This is a genomic window from Pseudomonas sp. LH1G9 (assembly GCF_002949975.1).
Classification (GTDB): Bacteria; Pseudomonadota; Gammaproteobacteria; order Pseudomonadales; family Pseudomonadaceae; genus Aquipseudomonas; species Aquipseudomonas veronii.
The window spans coordinates 5,444,939-5,460,326 of sequence record NZ_CP026880.1 but is presented as its reverse complement, the minus strand read 5'-3'; the positions used below and the strand labels follow the sequence as shown (position 1 = coordinate 5,460,326).

Annotated in this window: 12 protein-coding genes; 4 read left to right on the top strand and 8 right to left on the bottom strand. The window is 60.6% G+C overall.

All coding sequences use genetic code 11. The features are described from left to right. The first annotated feature begins 47 nt into the window (after positions 1-47). Together phoR and C5F70_RS25110 are read left to right on the top strand one after the other, a co-directional pair. On the top strand, positions 48-1,370 hold the full coding sequence (gene phoR, locus C5F70_RS25115) for a phosphate regulon sensor histidine kinase PhoR (RefSeq protein WP_104904232.1): 1,323 nt from the start codon (positions 48-50) through the stop codon (positions 1,368-1,370). Between the two features lie 204 nt (positions 1,371-1,574). Then, positions 1,575-2,915, top strand: coding sequence for a hemolysin family protein (locus tag C5F70_RS25110; protein WP_017849997.1), 1,341 nt, complete (start codon positions 1,575-1,577; stop codon positions 2,913-2,915). Between the two features lie 3 nt (positions 2,916-2,918). Here C5F70_RS25110 and C5F70_RS25105 read toward each other — a convergent pair whose 3' ends face one another. The 7 genes from C5F70_RS25105 to C5F70_RS25075 all read right to left on the bottom strand — a co-directional run bounded on the left by C5F70_RS25105 (position 2,919) and on the right by C5F70_RS25075 (position 11,918). Next, positions 2,919-3,590 (bottom strand): M23 family metallopeptidase, encoded by a 672-nt coding sequence (locus tag C5F70_RS25105; protein WP_104904231.1) that lies wholly within the window; start codon positions 3,588-3,590, stop codon positions 2,919-2,921. 207 nt (positions 3,591-3,797) lie between these two features. Beyond that, positions 3,798-4,703, bottom strand: a complete 906-nt coding sequence (locus C5F70_RS25100) for a response regulator (RefSeq protein WP_046485961.1) — start codon at positions 4,701-4,703, stop codon at positions 3,798-3,800. A 167-nt stretch (positions 4,704-4,870) separates the two neighbouring features. Further along, entirely contained in the window at positions 4,871-5,632 is a 762-nt protein-coding gene (gene phoU / locus C5F70_RS25095; RefSeq protein ID WP_017850000.1) for a phosphate signaling complex protein PhoU, read from the bottom strand. Positions 5,633-5,702: 70 nt separating this feature from the next. Next, positions 5,703-6,536 (bottom strand): phosphate ABC transporter ATP-binding protein PstB, encoded by an 834-nt coding sequence (gene pstB / locus C5F70_RS25090; protein WP_017850001.1) that lies wholly within the window; start codon positions 6,534-6,536, stop codon positions 5,703-5,705. Positions 6,537-6,727: 191 nt separating this feature from the next. After that, entirely contained in the window at positions 6,728-8,398 is a 1,671-nt protein-coding gene (gene pstA, locus C5F70_RS25085; protein ID WP_046485946.1) for a phosphate ABC transporter permease PstA, read from the bottom strand. 15 nt (positions 8,399-8,413) lie between these two features. After that, complete coding sequence (locus C5F70_RS25080; protein WP_169884756.1) at positions 8,414-10,447, bottom strand: ABC transporter permease subunit; 2,034 nt, start codon at positions 10,445-10,447, stop codon at positions 8,414-8,416. Positions 10,448-10,931: 484 nt separating this feature from the next. Further along, a complete protein-coding gene (locus tag C5F70_RS25075; protein WP_017850004.1) occupies positions 10,932-11,918 on the bottom strand; it encodes a phosphate ABC transporter substrate-binding protein PstS in 987 nt (328 codons plus the stop codon). Between the two features lie 305 nt (positions 11,919-12,223). Here C5F70_RS25075 and C5F70_RS25070 point away from each other — a divergent pair, with 305 nt between their 5' ends. Both C5F70_RS25070 and C5F70_RS25065 read left to right on the top strand, forming a co-directional pair. Continuing rightward, positions 12,224-13,282, top strand: a complete 1,059-nt coding sequence (locus C5F70_RS25070) for a helix-turn-helix domain-containing protein (protein WP_104904230.1) — start codon at positions 12,224-12,226, stop codon at positions 13,280-13,282. Next, the gene (locus C5F70_RS25065; protein WP_046485940.1) at positions 13,279-13,770 is read left to right on the top strand and encodes a nucleotide-binding protein; all 492 of its coding nucleotides are present in this window, start codon (positions 13,279-13,281) and stop codon (positions 13,768-13,770) included. Before C5F70_RS25070 ends, C5F70_RS25065 begins: the two co-directional genes overlap by 4 nt. Before the next feature lie 59 nt (positions 13,771-13,829). Here C5F70_RS25065 and C5F70_RS25060 read toward each other — a convergent pair whose 3' ends face one another. Continuing rightward, positions 13,830-15,119 carry an MFS transporter gene (locus C5F70_RS25060; RefSeq protein WP_017850005.1) on the bottom strand — a complete coding sequence of 430 codons (1,290 nt, stop codon included), beginning with the start codon at positions 15,117-15,119 and terminating at the stop codon, positions 13,830-13,832. Positions 15,120-15,388 lie beyond the last annotated feature (269 nt).

Sequence of the window (15,388 nt, the reverse complement as noted above, 5' to 3'; positions counted from 1 at the left end):
CTGAACGCAAGAGCCTGACTTAACAGCTGACAAGGACGCATGTTCAAGTGAACCAAAACTGGCATGGCACGCTGATCCGCCACCTGCTGCTGTTGATCACCGGCTGCTTGCTGGTAGGCCTGATCAGCGGCCAATACGGCTGGAGCCTGGCCGTCGGCATTGGTCTGTACCTGGGCTGGACCCTCAAGCAATTGCTGCGCCTGCATGAATGGCTGCGCCAACACAAACCCGATGAAGCACCACCCGACGGCTACGGCCTGTGGGGCGAGGTGTTCGACAGCATCTACCACCTGCAACGCCGCGACCAACGGGTACGCGGGCGCCTGCAAGCGGTGATCGACCGGGTGCAGGAGTCCACCGCCGCGCTGAAAGACGCAGTGATCATGCTCGACAGCGACGGCAACCTCGAATGGTGGAACCGCGCCGCCGAGACCCTGCTGGGCCTCAAGACGCCCCAGGACAGCGGCCAACCGGTGACCAACCTGGTCCGCCACCCGCGCTTCAAGGAATACTTCGAGCAGGAAAACTACGAAGAAGCCCTGGAAATTCCCTCGCCCACCAACGACCGCGTACGCATCCAGCTGTACCTGACGCGCTACGGCAACAACGAACACTTGATGCTGGTGCGCGACGTAACCCGCATCCACCAGCTGGAACAGATGCGCAAGGACTTCGTTGCCAACGTCTCCCACGAGCTGCGCACCCCGTTGACGGTGATCTGCGGCTACCTGGAGACGCTGCTGGACAACGTCGACGAGATCAACCCGCGCTGGAGCCGCGCCCTGCAGCAGATGCAGCAGCAAGGCTCGCGCATGCAAACCCTGCTCAATGACCTGCTGTTGCTGGCCAAGCTGGAGGCGACCGATTACCCGTCGGATAACCACCCGGTGGCGGTGCAAAGCCTGTTGCAGACCATCAAGAACGACGCCCAGGCCCTCTCCGGCCAACGCGGGCAACAGATCACCCTGGAAGCCGACCCGTCGGTACTGCTCAAAGGCAGCGAAGGCGAATTGCGCAGCGCGTTTTCCAACCTGGTGTTCAACGCCGTGAAGTACACCCCGGACAAGGGCAATATCCGCATCCGCTGGTGGGCCGACGCCCAGGGCGCGCACCTGAGTGTGCAAGACTCCGGCATCGGCATCGACGCCAAGCACCTGCCGCGCCTGACCGAGCGCTTCTACCGCGTCGACTCCAGCCGCAACTCCAACACCGGCGGCACCGGGCTGGGCCTGGCGATCGTCAAGCACGTGCTGCTGCGCCACCGCGCACGCCTGGAAATCAGCAGTGTGCTCGGCCACGGCAGCACCTTTACCTGCCATTTTTCGCCGCCCCAGGTAACCCGTTCGCGGATGGTCGTGAATGATGAATAACCCGGACACAATACAACACTAAATGTGCGAGCAAGCCCCCTCCCACATTTGGAATTGCATTGTTGCGACGCAGGTATTCCTGGCTCCATCAGGCAGCAACCACTAGGCAAGCGCTGCGCCAGCCGCTACATTGGCCGACTTGTGTCCGCCTTTCAGGCGCTCCTGTCACCCCTATTGAACATACGGAACCCGCAAAACCCCATCATGGACCCTTCCCCAAGTATCACCCTCGCCACACTCTTCGCCGATTTCGGCATGATTCTTTTTGCACTGATCCTGGTACTGCTCAACGCGTTCTTCGTTGCGGCGGAGTTTGCCATGGTCAAACTGCGCTCCACGCGGGTCGAGGCCATCGCCCACACCAACGGTTGGCGCGGGCAGATCCTGCGCACCGTCCACCGCCAGCTCGACGCCTACCTGTCGGCCTGCCAGTTGGGTATCACCCTCGCCTCCCTGGGCCTGGGCTGGGTCGGCGAGCCGGCGTTTGCGCATATCCTCGAGCCGCTGCTGGGCGCCGCTGGCGTCGAGTCGCCGGAAGTGATCAAAGGCGTGTCGTTCTTTTCCGCCTTCTTCCTGATTTCCTACCTGCACATCGTGGTCGGTGAACTGGCGCCCAAGTCCTGGGCCATTCGCAAGCCGGAACTGCTGTCGCTGTGGACGGCCGTGCCGCTGTACCTGTTCTACTGGGCCATGTACCCGGCAATCTACCTGCTCAACGCCAGCGCCAATGCCATCCTGCGGATCGCCGGGCAAGGCGAACCCGGCCCGCACCATGAGCACCAGTACAGCCGCGAAGAACTCAAGCTGATCCTGCACTCCAGCCGTGGGCAGGACCCCAGCGACCAAGGCATGCGCGTCTTGGCCTCGGCCGTGGAAATGGGCGAACTGGAAGTGGTCGACTGGGCCAACTCGCGGGAAGACCTGGTGACCCTGGACTTCAACGCTCCGCTCAAGGAAATCCTCGCGCTGTTCCGCCGCCACAAATTCAGCCGTTACCCGGTGTATGACGCGCAGCGCAACGAGTTTGTGGGCCTGCTGCACATCAAGGACCTGCTGCTGGAACTGGCGAACCTGGACCATCTCCCCGAGTCGTTCAACCTGGCCGAACTGACCCGCCCGCTGGAGCGCGTGTCGCGGCACATGCCGCTGTCGCAGTTGCTGGAGCAGTTCCGCAAAGGCGGCGCGCACTTCGCCCTGGTGGAAGAAGCCGACGGCAAGGTCATCGGCTACCTGACCATGGAAGACGTGCTCGAAGTGCTGGTGGGCGATATCCAGGACGAACACCGCAAGGCCGAGCGCGGCATCCTCGCCTACCAGCCAGGCAAACTGCTGGTACGCGGCGATACGCCGCTGTTCAAGGTGGAACGCCTGCTTGGCGTCGACCTCGACCACATCGAAGCGGAAACCCTGGCCGGGCTGGTCTACGACACCCTCAAGCGGGTGCCGGAAGAGGAAGAAGTCCTCGAAGTTGAAGGCCTGCGGATCATCATCAAGAAGATGAAAGGGCCGAAAATCGTGTTGGCCAAGGTCCTGCTGCTGGACTGACCGTCAATTGCCCAAGGCAAAATTGGGCAATACCCCCACGGGCTGGTTGAACTCATACGGGATCGATACCAGCCCCGCCTCGGTCCGCTGCTGCACCACAAAGTGCAGGTGCGGCCCGCTGCTGTTGCCGGTGTTGCCCGACAACCCCAGCGCACTGCCCACCGCCACCCGCTGCCCCGGCCTGACGCTGACCGAACCTTGCTTGAGGTGCAGGTACACGCCCTGGGTGCCGTCATCGTGCAGCACCCGCACGAAATTCCCTGAAGCATCGTTGCCGCGCCCGGCCTGGTCATTCTCGATCTTCACCACCCTGCCGCTGCGCGCCGCAATGATCGGCGTGCCTTCGGGCATGGCAATGTCCATGGCGTAGCGGCTTTTGGCGTCGGTATGACTAAAGCTGCCGTTGGGGCCTTGGCTCAGGCGAAACGGCCCGCCGCGCCAGGGCAAGGGGTAGCGGCAGGCCTGCTGGGGATAACCGGGCCTTGGCCGGTCGAGCACCGGCCGTTGCACGCGCACGGCCTCCCGCTCCCGGATCACAAACGCCTGGGCGCCGGGGGTTTGCCGGTCGCTGAAAAACACCTCGCCATTGGCGTCGGTGGATTTGTAGAGGGTCATGGCCGGGGTCGAGGTAGCAACCGTGGCCAATACGCAGAGCAGCAGTAGGCGAATGAGCATGACGCGAACCTGCCGGGGGGACTGAATGGCAGGCTAGCAAGGCTTGATGACAAGACCGTGTGAGATTTACCCGATACTGAAAACAACGAACTTCACATGTAGGAGCGGGCTTGCTCGCGATTGCGGTAGTTCAGCCAACGAAGATGTTGAATGAAAGACCATCGGGAGCACGCCCCCTTCCACAGGGGACAGGTGGCGTTCTGTGAATCAGGCACCCGGCACAAAATGCTTCTGCGCCGTACCCCGCGCGATCAGCCGCGAGATGTAGTCCAGTTTCTGTGCATCCTGGTCGATAAAGCGGAAGGTCAGTTGCAGCCAGTCGCTGTCGGGCTTGGGCTCGAAGGCGACGACGGCGTGCAGGTAGCCGTTGAGGCGTGCGACTTCGGCGTTGTCGCCTTGCTCAAGGTCGAGCACCGCGCTTTCCAGTACCTGAGGCAGGACCTCACTGCGACGGACCACCAGCAGCGCTTCCTTGATGCTCAGGCCCTTGATCACGCATTGCTGGGTGCCGCTGGACAGCCGCAACTGACCCTGCCCGCGACCACTGGCGGGCGCAGCGGCGGCAGCCGCCTTCACGGGCGGGCTGTTGAGCAGGCCTTTGCTCGGTGCAGCCGCCGCGATAGGAGCGACCTTGACCGCTTCGGGCTTGCCACCGGTCAGGGCGCTCAGGGAGTCGTTGCCGAACGCTGAGTTCATCTTGGTCGGTGCGCTGGCGACCAGGGCGTCGAGGCGCCCGACCTTGTGCAGGGCGTGCTTGACCTTGGTCAACAGCTGTTCGTTGGTGAACGGTTTGCTGACGTAGCCGGAAACCCCGGCCTGGATCGCCTGCACCACGTTCTCCTTGTCGCCGCGGCTGGTCACCATCACGAACGGCATGGCTTTGAGCTGCGGTTGCTCACGGCACCAGGTCAACAGCTCCAGGCCGGACATCTCGGGCATTTCCCAGTCGCACAACACCAGATCGAAGGTTTCGCGCATCAGGATGGCCTGGGCCTTTTTGCCGTTCACCGCATCTTCAATCTTGATCCCGGGGAAGTAATTGCGCAGGCACTTCTTCACCAGGTCGCGAATAAACGAGGCGTCATCCACCACCAATACACTGACTTTACTCATCGACCCTTTATCCTATAAAAACGCGGCACGCAGAACGCCTGACTGGTGGCATTTTGCCAAAACTCTGTAGTCGTGTTGGGACTTTCTTTCACCCCACGCACAAAAAAATCAGCGCCCACAAACGAAAACGCCCGACCAAAGGCCGGGCGTTAATATCTCGGGCAACCTTACTTATCGTCAGATTCGCCCGGAACATTAGGGATTTGATCGGTAGATCCTTCAACTTCGGCTTTCATGCGCTTGAGGCCCATGTGCCGCACGTCGGTGCCACGCACCAGATAGATCACCAACTCCGAGATATTGCGCGCGTGGTCGCCGATCCGCTCCAGCGAACGCAGCACCCAGATAATGCTCAAGACCCGTGTGATAGAGCGGGGGTCTTCCATCATGTAGGTGGCCAGCTCGCGCAGGGCGGTCTTGTACTCACGGTCGATGATCTTGTCGTACTGGGCCACCGACAACGCCAGTTCGGCGTCGAAACGGGCAAACGCGTCCAGGGCATCGCGCACCATGTTGCGCACCTGGTCACCGATATGCCGCACTTCCACATAACCGCGCGGCGCTTCACCTTCTTCGCACAGTTGGATGGCGCGGCGGGCGATCTTGGTGGATTCATCGCCGATACGCTCAAGGTCGATCACCGACTTGGAAATACTGATGATCAAGCGCAGGTCGGAAGCCGCCGGCTGGCGACGAGCGAGAATGCGCAGGCATTCTTCGTCGATATTGCGTTCCATCTGGTTGATCTGGTCATCGATCTCGCGCACTTGCTGGGCCAGGCCCGAGTCGGCCTCGATCAGCGCGGTGACCGCATCGTTGACTTGCTTCTCCACCAGCCCGCCCATCGCCAGGAGGTGGCTGCGCACTTCCTCAAGCTCGGCGTTGAACTGCGCGGAGATGTGGTGGGTAAGGCCTTCTTTGCTAATCATGTTGGCGTCCTTGGAGCGTCCGGAAAGGTGCGGAGAACCGCAGCGTCAATGCAATCTGAACCACAGCTTCCTAGCCGTAGCGACCGGTGATGTAGTCTTCGGTCTGTTTCTTCGCCGGATTGGTGAACAGGGTATCGGTATCGCCGAACTCCACCAGCTTGCCCATGTACATGAACGCGGTGTAGTCGGAAACCCGCGCCGCCTGTTGCATGTTGTGAGTCACGATGACGATGGTGAACTTGGACTTGAGCTCGTAGATCAGTTCTTCGACTTTCAACGTCGAGATCGGGTCGAGTGCCGAGCAAGGTTCGTCGAGCAGCAGCACTTCCGGTTCCACGGCGATGGTACGCGCGATCACCAGGCGTTGTTGCTGGCCGCCGGACAGGCCGAGTGCGGAGTCGTGCAGGCGGTCCTTGACCTCGTCCCACAGCGCCGCGCCTTTAAGCGCCCATTCGACCGCTTCATCGAGGATGCGCTTCTTGTTGATGCCCTGGATGCGCAAGCCGTAGACCACGTTTTCGTAGATGGTCTTGGGGAACGGGTTGGGCTTCTGGAACACCATGCCCACCCGGCGACGCAGCTCGGCCACGTCTTCACCCTTGCGGTAGATGTTGCTGCCGTAGAGGTTGATCGCACCGTCCACGCGGCAACCGTCGACCAGGTCGTTCATGCGGTTGAAGGTGCGCAGCAGCGTGGACTTGCCGCAGCCCGACGGGCCGATGAAGGCGGTCACGCGCTGCTTGGGGATGTTCATGCTGACGTCGAACAGCGCCTGTTTGTCGCCGTAGTACAGGCTCAGGCCCGGCACTTCGATGGCCACGGTTTCCTGGGCCAGGCTCAGGCTCTGCTTGTCACGACCCAGGGCAGACATGTTGATGCCATGGGAATGGGTTTCTTGTTGCATGGGATGCTCCCTGTGCTACCAATTCGTGTTGTTGAACCGCCGGGGACGGTTTACTCAAATTCTGCGTATATCGTGGTCTAGTGTGGGAGGGGGCTTGCCCCCGATAGCAGTGTGTCAGCCAGCATATGTGTTTCTGATACGCCGCTATCGGGGGCAAGCCCCCTCCCACATTGAGTCCGCGTTTACTTCAATTAACTGTCCAACGCCTTGTACTTCTCGCGCAGGTGGTTACGGATCCACACCGCCGACAAGTTGAGCGTGGCGATCACCAGCACCAGCAACAGCGCGGTGGCATATACCAGCGGCCTTGCGGCCTCGACGTTGGGGCTCTGGAAGCCGACGTCATAAATATGGAAGCCCAGGTGCATGATCTTCTGGTCAAGGTGCAAGTAAGGGTAGTTGCCGTCCAGCGGCAGCGACGGGGCCAGCTTGACCACGCCCACCAGCATCAGCGGCGCTACTTCACCGGCGGCACGCGCCACGGCGAGGATCATGCCGGTCATCATCGCCGGGCTGGCCATCGGCAGCACGATCTTCCACAGCGTTTCCGCCTTGGTCGCGCCGAGTGCCAGCGAGCCTTCGCGCACAGTGCGAGGAATCCGCGCCAGGCCTTCTTCGGTAGCCACGATCACCACCGGCACCGCCAGCAGCGCCAGGGTCAGCGACGCCCACAACAGGCCCGGCGTACCGAAGGTCGGGGCCGGCAGGGCTTCGGCGAAGAACAGGCGGTCAACCGAGCCACCCAATACATACACGAAGAAGCCCAGGCCGAACACGCCGTAAACGATGGCCGGTACGCCCGCCAGGTTGTTCACGGCGATGCGGATGATCCGCGTCAGGGCGTTCTGCTTGGCGTATTCACGCAGGTACACCGCCGCCAGCACGCCGAATGGGGTCACGATCATCGCCATGATCAGAGTCATCATCACGGTGCCGAAGATCGCCGGGAAGATCCCGCCTTCGGTGTTGGCTTCCCGTGGGTCGTCGCTGAGGAACTCCCAGACCTTGCTGAAGTAGAAGCCGATCTTGGTCATCGTGCCCATGGCGTTCGGCTGATAGGCGTGGACCACTTTGCCGATGCCGATTTCGACTTCCTTGCCGTTCGCATCGCGGGCAGTCAAGGCGTCGCGGTTGAATTGGGCGTGCAGGTCGGCCAGGCGCGCTTCGATGTCCTGGTAACGGGCATTCAGTTCGGCGCGGCCCGAGTCCATGTCGGCCTGGGCGGCGGCGTCGAGCTTGCCTTCCAGTTCCAGCTTGCGACCGTGCAGACGGATACGTTCAAGACCGGCGTTGATCGCGCCGATGTCGGACTTCTCAAGGGTCTTGAGCTGGGCCGCCAGCTTGTTCACGCGGTCGACCCGAGCCTGCAGCTCCGGCCACGCAGCCTGGCCTTCGGCGATGACCTTGCCATCCTGCTTGACGTTGACCAGGGTGCCGTAGAAGTTGCCCCACTCACGGCGCTCGATGGTCATCAATTCCAGCGGCTTGGTCTGGTTCTTCAGCCATTCGCCGACGATCCATGTGAAGTCGTTGCCATTCAGATCGCGGTTACCGACTTTGATCAGCTCGCGGGTCATGAATTCCGGGCCCACGTCGGGCACGGGCAGGCCAGCGCTTTTCAGGCGCTCGCGCGGCACTTCTTCTTTCTGTACCACTTCGCCGATGACGATATGGTTGGCCTGGCCCGGGACATCGTAGTTGGCCTGGATCAGGTCAGCCGGCCAGAAGTGGCCCAAACCACGCACCGCAATCACAGCCAGCAAACCAAGGGTCATGATGACCGCGATGGACACCGCGCCACCGCTGATCCAGACGCCGGGGGCGCCGCTCTTGAACCATCCATTCAGGGAGTTCTGTTTCACAGACTTCTACCTTTCTTAAAGCGACGAGTATTTCTTGCGCAGACGCTGACGAATCAGCTCGGCGAGGGTGTTCATGATGAAGGTGAACAACAGCAGCACCAGCGCCGAGAGGAACAGCACGCGGTAGTGACTGCCGCCCACTTCCGACTCGGGCATTTCCACCGCGACGTTGGCCGCCAGGGTGCGCAGGCCTTCGAACAGGTTCATCTCCATCACCGGAGTGTTACCGGTGGCCATAAGCACGATCATGGTCTCGCCCACGGCGCGGCCCATGCCGATCATCAGCGCCGAGAAAATCCCCGGGCTGGCGGTCAGGATGACCACGCGGGTCATGGTCTGCCACGGCGTGGCGCCCAGGGCCAAAGAGCCCAGGGTCAGGCCGCGCGGCACGCTGAACACGGCGTCTTCGGCGATGGAGTAGATGTTCGGGATCACCGCGAACCCCATCGCCAGGCCGACGACCAGGGCGTTGCGCTGGTCATAGGTGATGCCCAGGTCATGGGAGATCCACATCCGCATGTCGCCGCCGAAGAACCAGGTTTCCAGGTACGGGCTCATGTACAGCGAGAGCCAGCCCACAAACAGGATCACCGGGATCAGGATCGCGCTTTCCCAGCCATCGGGAACCCGCAGGCGAATGGACTCAGGCAGGCGGCTGAAGATAAAACCGGCCACCAGGATGCCAATCGGCACCAGCATCAGCAGGCTGAAAATCCCCGGTAGATGCCCTTCGACATACGGCGCGAGGAACAGGCCGGCGAAGAAGCCGAGGATCACCGTCGGCATCGCTTCCATCAGCTCGATCACCGGCTTGACCTTGCGGCGCAGGCCCGGCGCCATGAAGTACGCAGTGTAGATCGCTGCGGCAACGGCCAGCGGCGCGGCCAGCAACATGGCGTAGAACGCGGCCTTCAGCGTACCGAAGGTCAGCGGCGCGAGGCTCATCTTGGGTTCGAAATCGGTGTTGGCGGCGGTCGATTGCCAGACGTATTTAGGCTCGTCGTAGTTTTCGTACCAGACCTTGCTCCACAGCGCGCTCCACGACACTTCCGGGTGCGGGTTGTCCAGCAGCAACGGTTGCAGCTTGCCGTCGGCTTCGACGATCACACGGTTGGCCCGTGGCGACAGGCCGAACACGCCCGGGCCATCGACCACCGGGTCCACCAGCAGGGTGCGGTGGGCGGTGCTGTGGAACACGCCGAACTTGCCGGAAGCGTCGAGGGCGGTGAAGCCTTTGCGACGTTCTTCGGCGGTGATTTCAACAATGGGCGCAGTGCCCATCTCGAAGGTGCGGATCTGCTTCAGGCGCTGTTCGCCATCCGGGTCACGGGCCATGAACCACTGGGCCAGGCCGCCCTTGGAGTTACCGACGATCAGCGAGATACCGCCCACCAGTTGGGTGCTGGCGGTGATTTCGGCGTCGCCGTCTTCCAGCAGTTTATAGCGACCGTTGAGGCTCTTGTCGCGCAGGCTGAACACATCCGCCAGGGCACGGCCGTTGATCACGTACAGCCATTGCTGGCGTGGGTCGATGAAGATCGCCTTCACCGGCTCGGTCATCTGCGGCAGCTCGATACGCTTCTGCTCGCTGGTGACTTCGCCGGTCATCATGTTTTCTTCACGGCTCAGGGACAGCACGTTCAAGTGCGAACCGGCCGAACCGGCCACCACCAGCGAGGTGTCGGTGACGTTCAGCGCGACGTGTTCCAGCGGGCGACCGGCGTCATCCAGCACAATCGGCGTTTCGCCGTAAGGGTATTCGATGGCCGGGCTGATGGTCTTCTTGCCGTCCGGGTAGGACACCTTGTAGGTGTGACGGAACACCAGGGACTGGCCATTGGACAAACCGAGGATCACCAGCGGGCTGCCCGGCTGGTCTTTACCAATCGACACGACGCTGACGCCGGCCGCCAGCGGCAGGTCGATGCGCTTGAGTTCGGCGCCGGTGCTCACGTCGAAGAACAGCGCCTGGCCTTTGTCGGAAACCCGCATGGCGACTTGGTTCTGTTCTTCCAGCGAGATCATCAACGGCTTGCCCGCGTCTTGTATCCACGCCGGTGTCAGCGCGGCTTCCTTGGTCAACGAGGCGCCCTGGAACAAGGGCGCGACCACGTAGGCCAGGAAGAAGAAGATCAGGGTGATAGCGCCGAGGACGGCGAGGCCGCCGATCAACACGTACCAACGGGTCAGGCGATCCTTGAGCGCGCGAATGCGGCGCTTGCGTTGCAACTCAGGCGTATTGAAGTCAATACGCTTGGGGGGAGAAGTCGTCGTCATAGTGGAATTGGCCAGATCATTCATGCGCACACCCTAGCGGTCCTGTATGACAGAAAGATGACAATGCAGTGACGCAAGAAATCCGCCGCATGGCAGAGCCGGCAGCGGACTAAAAATTAGGAGTTTCTGTAGGAGCGAGCTTGCTCGCGAAGAGCGTTAACGATAACGCGCCGCTTCTGAATAAACGCGGTGCTCTATCATCTTTCGCGAGCAAGCCCGCTCCTACAGAACGGCCGGTTTTACCCGGCCCAGCAACTTAGTTGCCTTCTTTCAGACCCAGGTCAGCCAGTGCCTTGGCGGCAACTTTGGCTGGCAGTGGGATGTAGCCGTCCTTGACCACAACTTCCTGGCCCTGCTTGGACAGAACCAGCTTCACGAACTCGGCTTCCAGCGGCGCCAGCGGCTTGTTCGGGGCTTTGTTGACGTAAACGTAGAGGAAACGCGACAGCGGGTATTTGCCGTTCAGGGCGTTTTCTTCGCTGTCTTCGATGAAGTCAGTGCTGCCTTTCTTGGCCAGGGCCACGGTCTTCACGCTGGCGGTCTTGTAGCCGATGCCCGAGTAACCGATGCCGTTCAGCGAGGAGCTGATCGACTGCACGACCGAAGCCGAGCCTGGTTGTTCGTTCACGTTAGGCTTGTAGTCGCCTTTGCACAGGGCTTCTTCTTTGAAGTAGCCGTAGGTGCCGGATACCGAGTTACGACCGAACAGTTGCACTGGCTTGTTGGCCAGGTCGCCGGTCACACCCAGGTCGCCCCAGGTTTTGACGTCGGCTTTGGCACCGCACAGGCGAGTCGAGGAGAAGATCGCGTCGACTTGTTCCATGGTCAGGTGCTTGATCGGGTTGTCCTTGTGTACGAACACGGCCAGGGCATCCACGGCAACCGGGATAGCAGTTGGCTTGTAGCCGTACTTCTGCTCGAAGGCCGCCAGTTCGGTGTCCTTCATCTTGCGGCTCATCGGGCCCAGGTTGGAGGTGCCTTCAGTCAGCGCAGGTGGCGCAGTGGCAGAACCAGCAGCTTGAATCTGGATGTTGACGTTCGGGTATTCCTTTTTGTAACCCTCGGCCCACAGGGTCATCAGGTTAGCCAGGGTATCGGAACCGACGCTGGACAAGTTGCCCGACACACCAGTGGTCTTCGTGTAAGCCGGAATAGCCGGGTCAACACCAGCGGCCACCGCGTGGGCAGTCGCAACGCCAGCAGCGACAAAAGTCATTGCCGCCATCAAACGCTTCAGTTTCATGCCTTACTCCTAGCAGATAGGGATAGTTGGATCGGGGCCAAGTATTGATAGGCCGTGTGAACACTCTATGTCTGGAATATGACAATTAGATGAAAGGCCAGTATTGGAAAGGAACCAGGCTAGGCGCGAGAAATATGCGGAACAACTGGAGTGTGCGGGGCGGCAACGCTCATGTTGCTTGAATTTAGAAACACTTTGTAATCGTTGCTTCATCAACGCTGCCTGCAGCCTGACCAGCGAACGGCGAGTCCCAGGTTGACAAAACAAAACCAAAGCATAGTCTTGTCAACCTAAGGAGATCGCACATGATCAATGACCGGATTCGCCGCGCAAGGCTATTGCGTGGCATGTCGCTGGAAGCACTGGCGCTCAGTCTCGGCGATATAACCAAGCAAGGCCTGAGCAAATATGAAAAAGGGTTGAGTACCCCGAACTCGCGGCGCCTTCTACAATTGGCAAAGGCGCTGGAGGTGAGCCCTGAGTATTTTTTCCGCCCCCAAGCACTGCCACTCGCGCCGCTGGAGTTCCGCAAACTGGCGAAAATGCCCAAATACCGCCAAGTACAGGTTGAGGAACAGATCCGCGAGCATCTAGAGCGGTACATCGCCCTTGAAGAGTGCTTCGATCCGTTGGATATCCAGACTGCCAAAACTCCCGCACAAATGCTGTCGGTGTCCTCAATTGACGACGCTGAACGAGCCGCAGATCAGCTCCGCAAATATTGGGGCATCGGTGAAGATCCTATCGCCCATCTGACTGAGCAATTGGAAGAGCATGGCATCAAGGTAGTAATGCTGGCGGGGCCCGATGATTTCGATGGTGCCTGCGCAGCCACTAATGAGGGCGAACATGTACTGATCGCATTGAATGCCCAGCGGCCAGGTGAGCGTATCCGCTTCACCGCAGCCCATGAATTGGGGCACTGGGTAATGAAACTGCCCGACGATATGCCCGAGCGAGATAAAGAAAACTGCTGTCACCGCTTTGCGGGGGCTTTTCTATATCCAGCTAAAAGCGTCACCGGCGATTTTGGGAGCCATCAACGTTCACGCGTCCACCCCCGTGAACTCTTGATAGCCAAACGCCAATATGGGCTCTCAATGCATGCAGCACTCCGTCGATTGAAGGACCTCAATCTACTGGGGGAAGGTGGTTACAAATCCCTAGCCATCCAATTCAGTAGCAACGGTTGGCGCAAGGCGGAACCCGAACCGCTACCTTGCAAGCCGCCCCAGCGTTTCGAATCACTGGTGTTCTGGGGATTGGCGGAGGGCCTTATCACCAAATCAAGAGCGGCAGAGTTACTGCGGCGCCCAATAAAGGCTCTAGACCCCAATTTTTTGGGCTCACTGGAGAGTGCATGAGCCTGATCTATATCAGCGACACCAATATCTGGATTGACTTCAGAAATGCGGGATTGCTGGAGCATATGTTCAGGCTGCCATTCACTCTGTGCTGTACCGATTTCGTGATGCACGAACTTGAGGACTTCCCCCACGATGAACTGCTCGCTCGGGGGCTGGTTGTCGAGGCATTTGACGAAGGCGGTGTGCAGAAGCTCTTAACGCTTAAAGTCGAACACAACAACAGTTCCTTGGCTGACGTTTCCTGCTACTTGCTCGCACAAGCAACCGGAAGACCGCTACTCACTGGAGATGGAAAGCTCCGTCGCCAGGCCATTCGGGACGGACTGCAAGTGCATGGTGCGCTTTGGTTACTCGACCTAATGGTCGAATATCAGGTCATCAATAATGCCGTTGCAGCAACGGCACTGGAAAATATGCTGACCGGGGGCGCGCGCTTACCCGTATCAGAATGCCAAACCAGACTCTCGACTTGGCGCGTGACATAGAAAGTCAGCATGGACATTGGATAACCAATGAAACGACACCCCATCATGACTAAAGCTATCTACCGCCCGCGCTTCCACAGATACCCACCCACCCCCATCCCCATCACGCACAGGACGGCAACGTAGTAGGCCGGGCCCATCGGGCTTTCTTTCATCAGCAGCGACACCGCCAACGGCGTCAGCCCGCCAAACACGGCGTAGGCCACGTTGTAGGAGAACGACAACCCGCTGAAGCGCACCACCGGTGGGAAGGCTTTCACCATCACGTAGGGCACCACGCCGATGGTGCCGACAAACAGGCCGGTCAGGGCGTACAGCGGGAACAGCCAGTCAGGGTGGTCCAGCAGGCTGTGATACAGCGTCCAGGAGGTCGCCAGCAACAGTGCGCAACCGACCACCAGTATGCGGCCGGCACCGAAGCGGTCGGCCAGGGCGCCGGAGGCAATGCAGCCCAGGCTCAGGGTCACGATGGCCAGGCTGTTGGCTTGCAGCGCAACGGTCGGGCTGAAGTGGTAGAGGGTCTGCAGCACGGTCGGGGTCATCAGGATGACGACTACCACGCCGGCCGACAGCAGCCAGGTCAGTAGCATCGACAGCACGATGGCGCCACGGTGGTCGCGCAGTACCGCGCGCAGCGGCAGTTCGGCGGCCAGAGCCTTGCGTTGCTGCATCTCGGCGAAGATCGGCGTTTCATGCAGCCAGCGGCGCAAGTACACCGACAGCAGGCCGAACACACCGCCGAGCAGGAACGGGATACGCCAGGCGTAATCGGAGACCTGCTCCGGGCTGTAGAGCGTGTTGATGGCGGTGGCCACCAGCGAACCCAACAGGATGCCGGCGGTGAGGCCGCTGGTCAGGGTGCCGCAGGCGTAGCCGATGTGGCGTGGCGGCACGTGTTCGGAGACGAACACCCAGGCGCCCGGGACTTCGCCGCCGATCGCCGCGCCCTGGATCACGCGCATCAACAGCAACAGGATCGGCGCCCACAGGCCGATCTGCGCGTAGGTCGGCAGCAGGCCCATGATCAGGGTCGGCACGGCCATCATGAAGATGCTCAGGGTGAACATTTTCTTGCGCCCCAGCAGGTCACCGAAGTGCGCCATGATGATGCCGCCCAGGGGCCGCGCCAGGTAACCGGCGGCGAAGATGCCGAAGGTCTGCATCATGCGCAGCCACTCGGGCATGTCGGCGGGGAAGAACAGTTTTCCGACCACGGTGGCGAAAAACACGAAGATGATGAAGTCGTAGAACTCCAGCGCCCCGCCCAAGGCAGACAGCGACAGGGTTTTGTAGTCGTTGCGGGTCAGCGGGCGCGACGGTTGCGCACTGCTTGCGGGCACGGAGGACATGGCAAGGCTTCTCTTATAGTAATCAGCGTAATAAAGACGGCACGCCCTGGACTTGCGGCGGTCTGGCAAGATAGCAAATCGCCGGAAAAAGCACAGCGTCGAACGGTTGATAGCGCAGCGCGGTGAACTATTCACGGCGTAGGGAGTCGGTCAACCAGGGCAGGAGAACAGTTGCCGGAAAAAGCTCCGTTACAGCGTCTATTTACCGACCAAATGAGCGCCGAGAGGTCGTCGCGACGCCAGCGTCTCGATATACTCGGCCCTTGCAA

Bases quoted from the DNA above. Each gene is read 5' to 3' on its own strand.
- phoU (WP_017850000.1), bottom strand. From the start codon at position 5,632: ATGATTAGCAAAGAAGGCCTTACCCACCACATCTCCGCGCAGTTCAAC.
- C5F70_RS25060 (WP_017850005.1), bottom strand. From the start codon at position 15,119: ATGTCCTCCGTGCCCGCAAGCAGTGCGCAACCGTCGCGCCCGCTGACC.
- C5F70_RS25065 (WP_046485940.1), top strand. From the start codon at position 13,279: ATGAGCCTGATCTATATCAGCGACACCAATATCTGGATTGACTTCAGA.
- C5F70_RS25070 (WP_104904230.1), top strand. From the start codon at position 12,224: ATGATCAATGACCGGATTCGCCGCGCAAGGCTATTGCGTGGCATGTCG.
- C5F70_RS25100 (WP_046485961.1), bottom strand. From the start codon at position 4,703: ATGAGTAAAGTCAGTGTATTGGTGGTGGATGACGCCTCGTTTATTCGC.
- C5F70_RS25105 (WP_104904231.1), bottom strand. From the start codon at position 3,590: ATGCTCATTCGCCTACTGCTGCTCTGCGTATTGGCCACGGTTGCTACC.
- C5F70_RS25075 (WP_017850004.1), bottom strand. From the start codon at position 11,918: ATGAAACTGAAGCGTTTGATGGCGGCAATGACTTTTGTCGCTGCTGGC.
- C5F70_RS25110 (WP_017849997.1), top strand. From the start codon at position 1,575: ATGGACCCTTCCCCAAGTATCACCCTCGCCACACTCTTCGCCGATTTC.
- pstB (WP_017850001.1), bottom strand. From the start codon at position 6,536: ATGCAACAAGAAACCCATTCCCATGGCATCAACATGTCTGCCCTGGGT.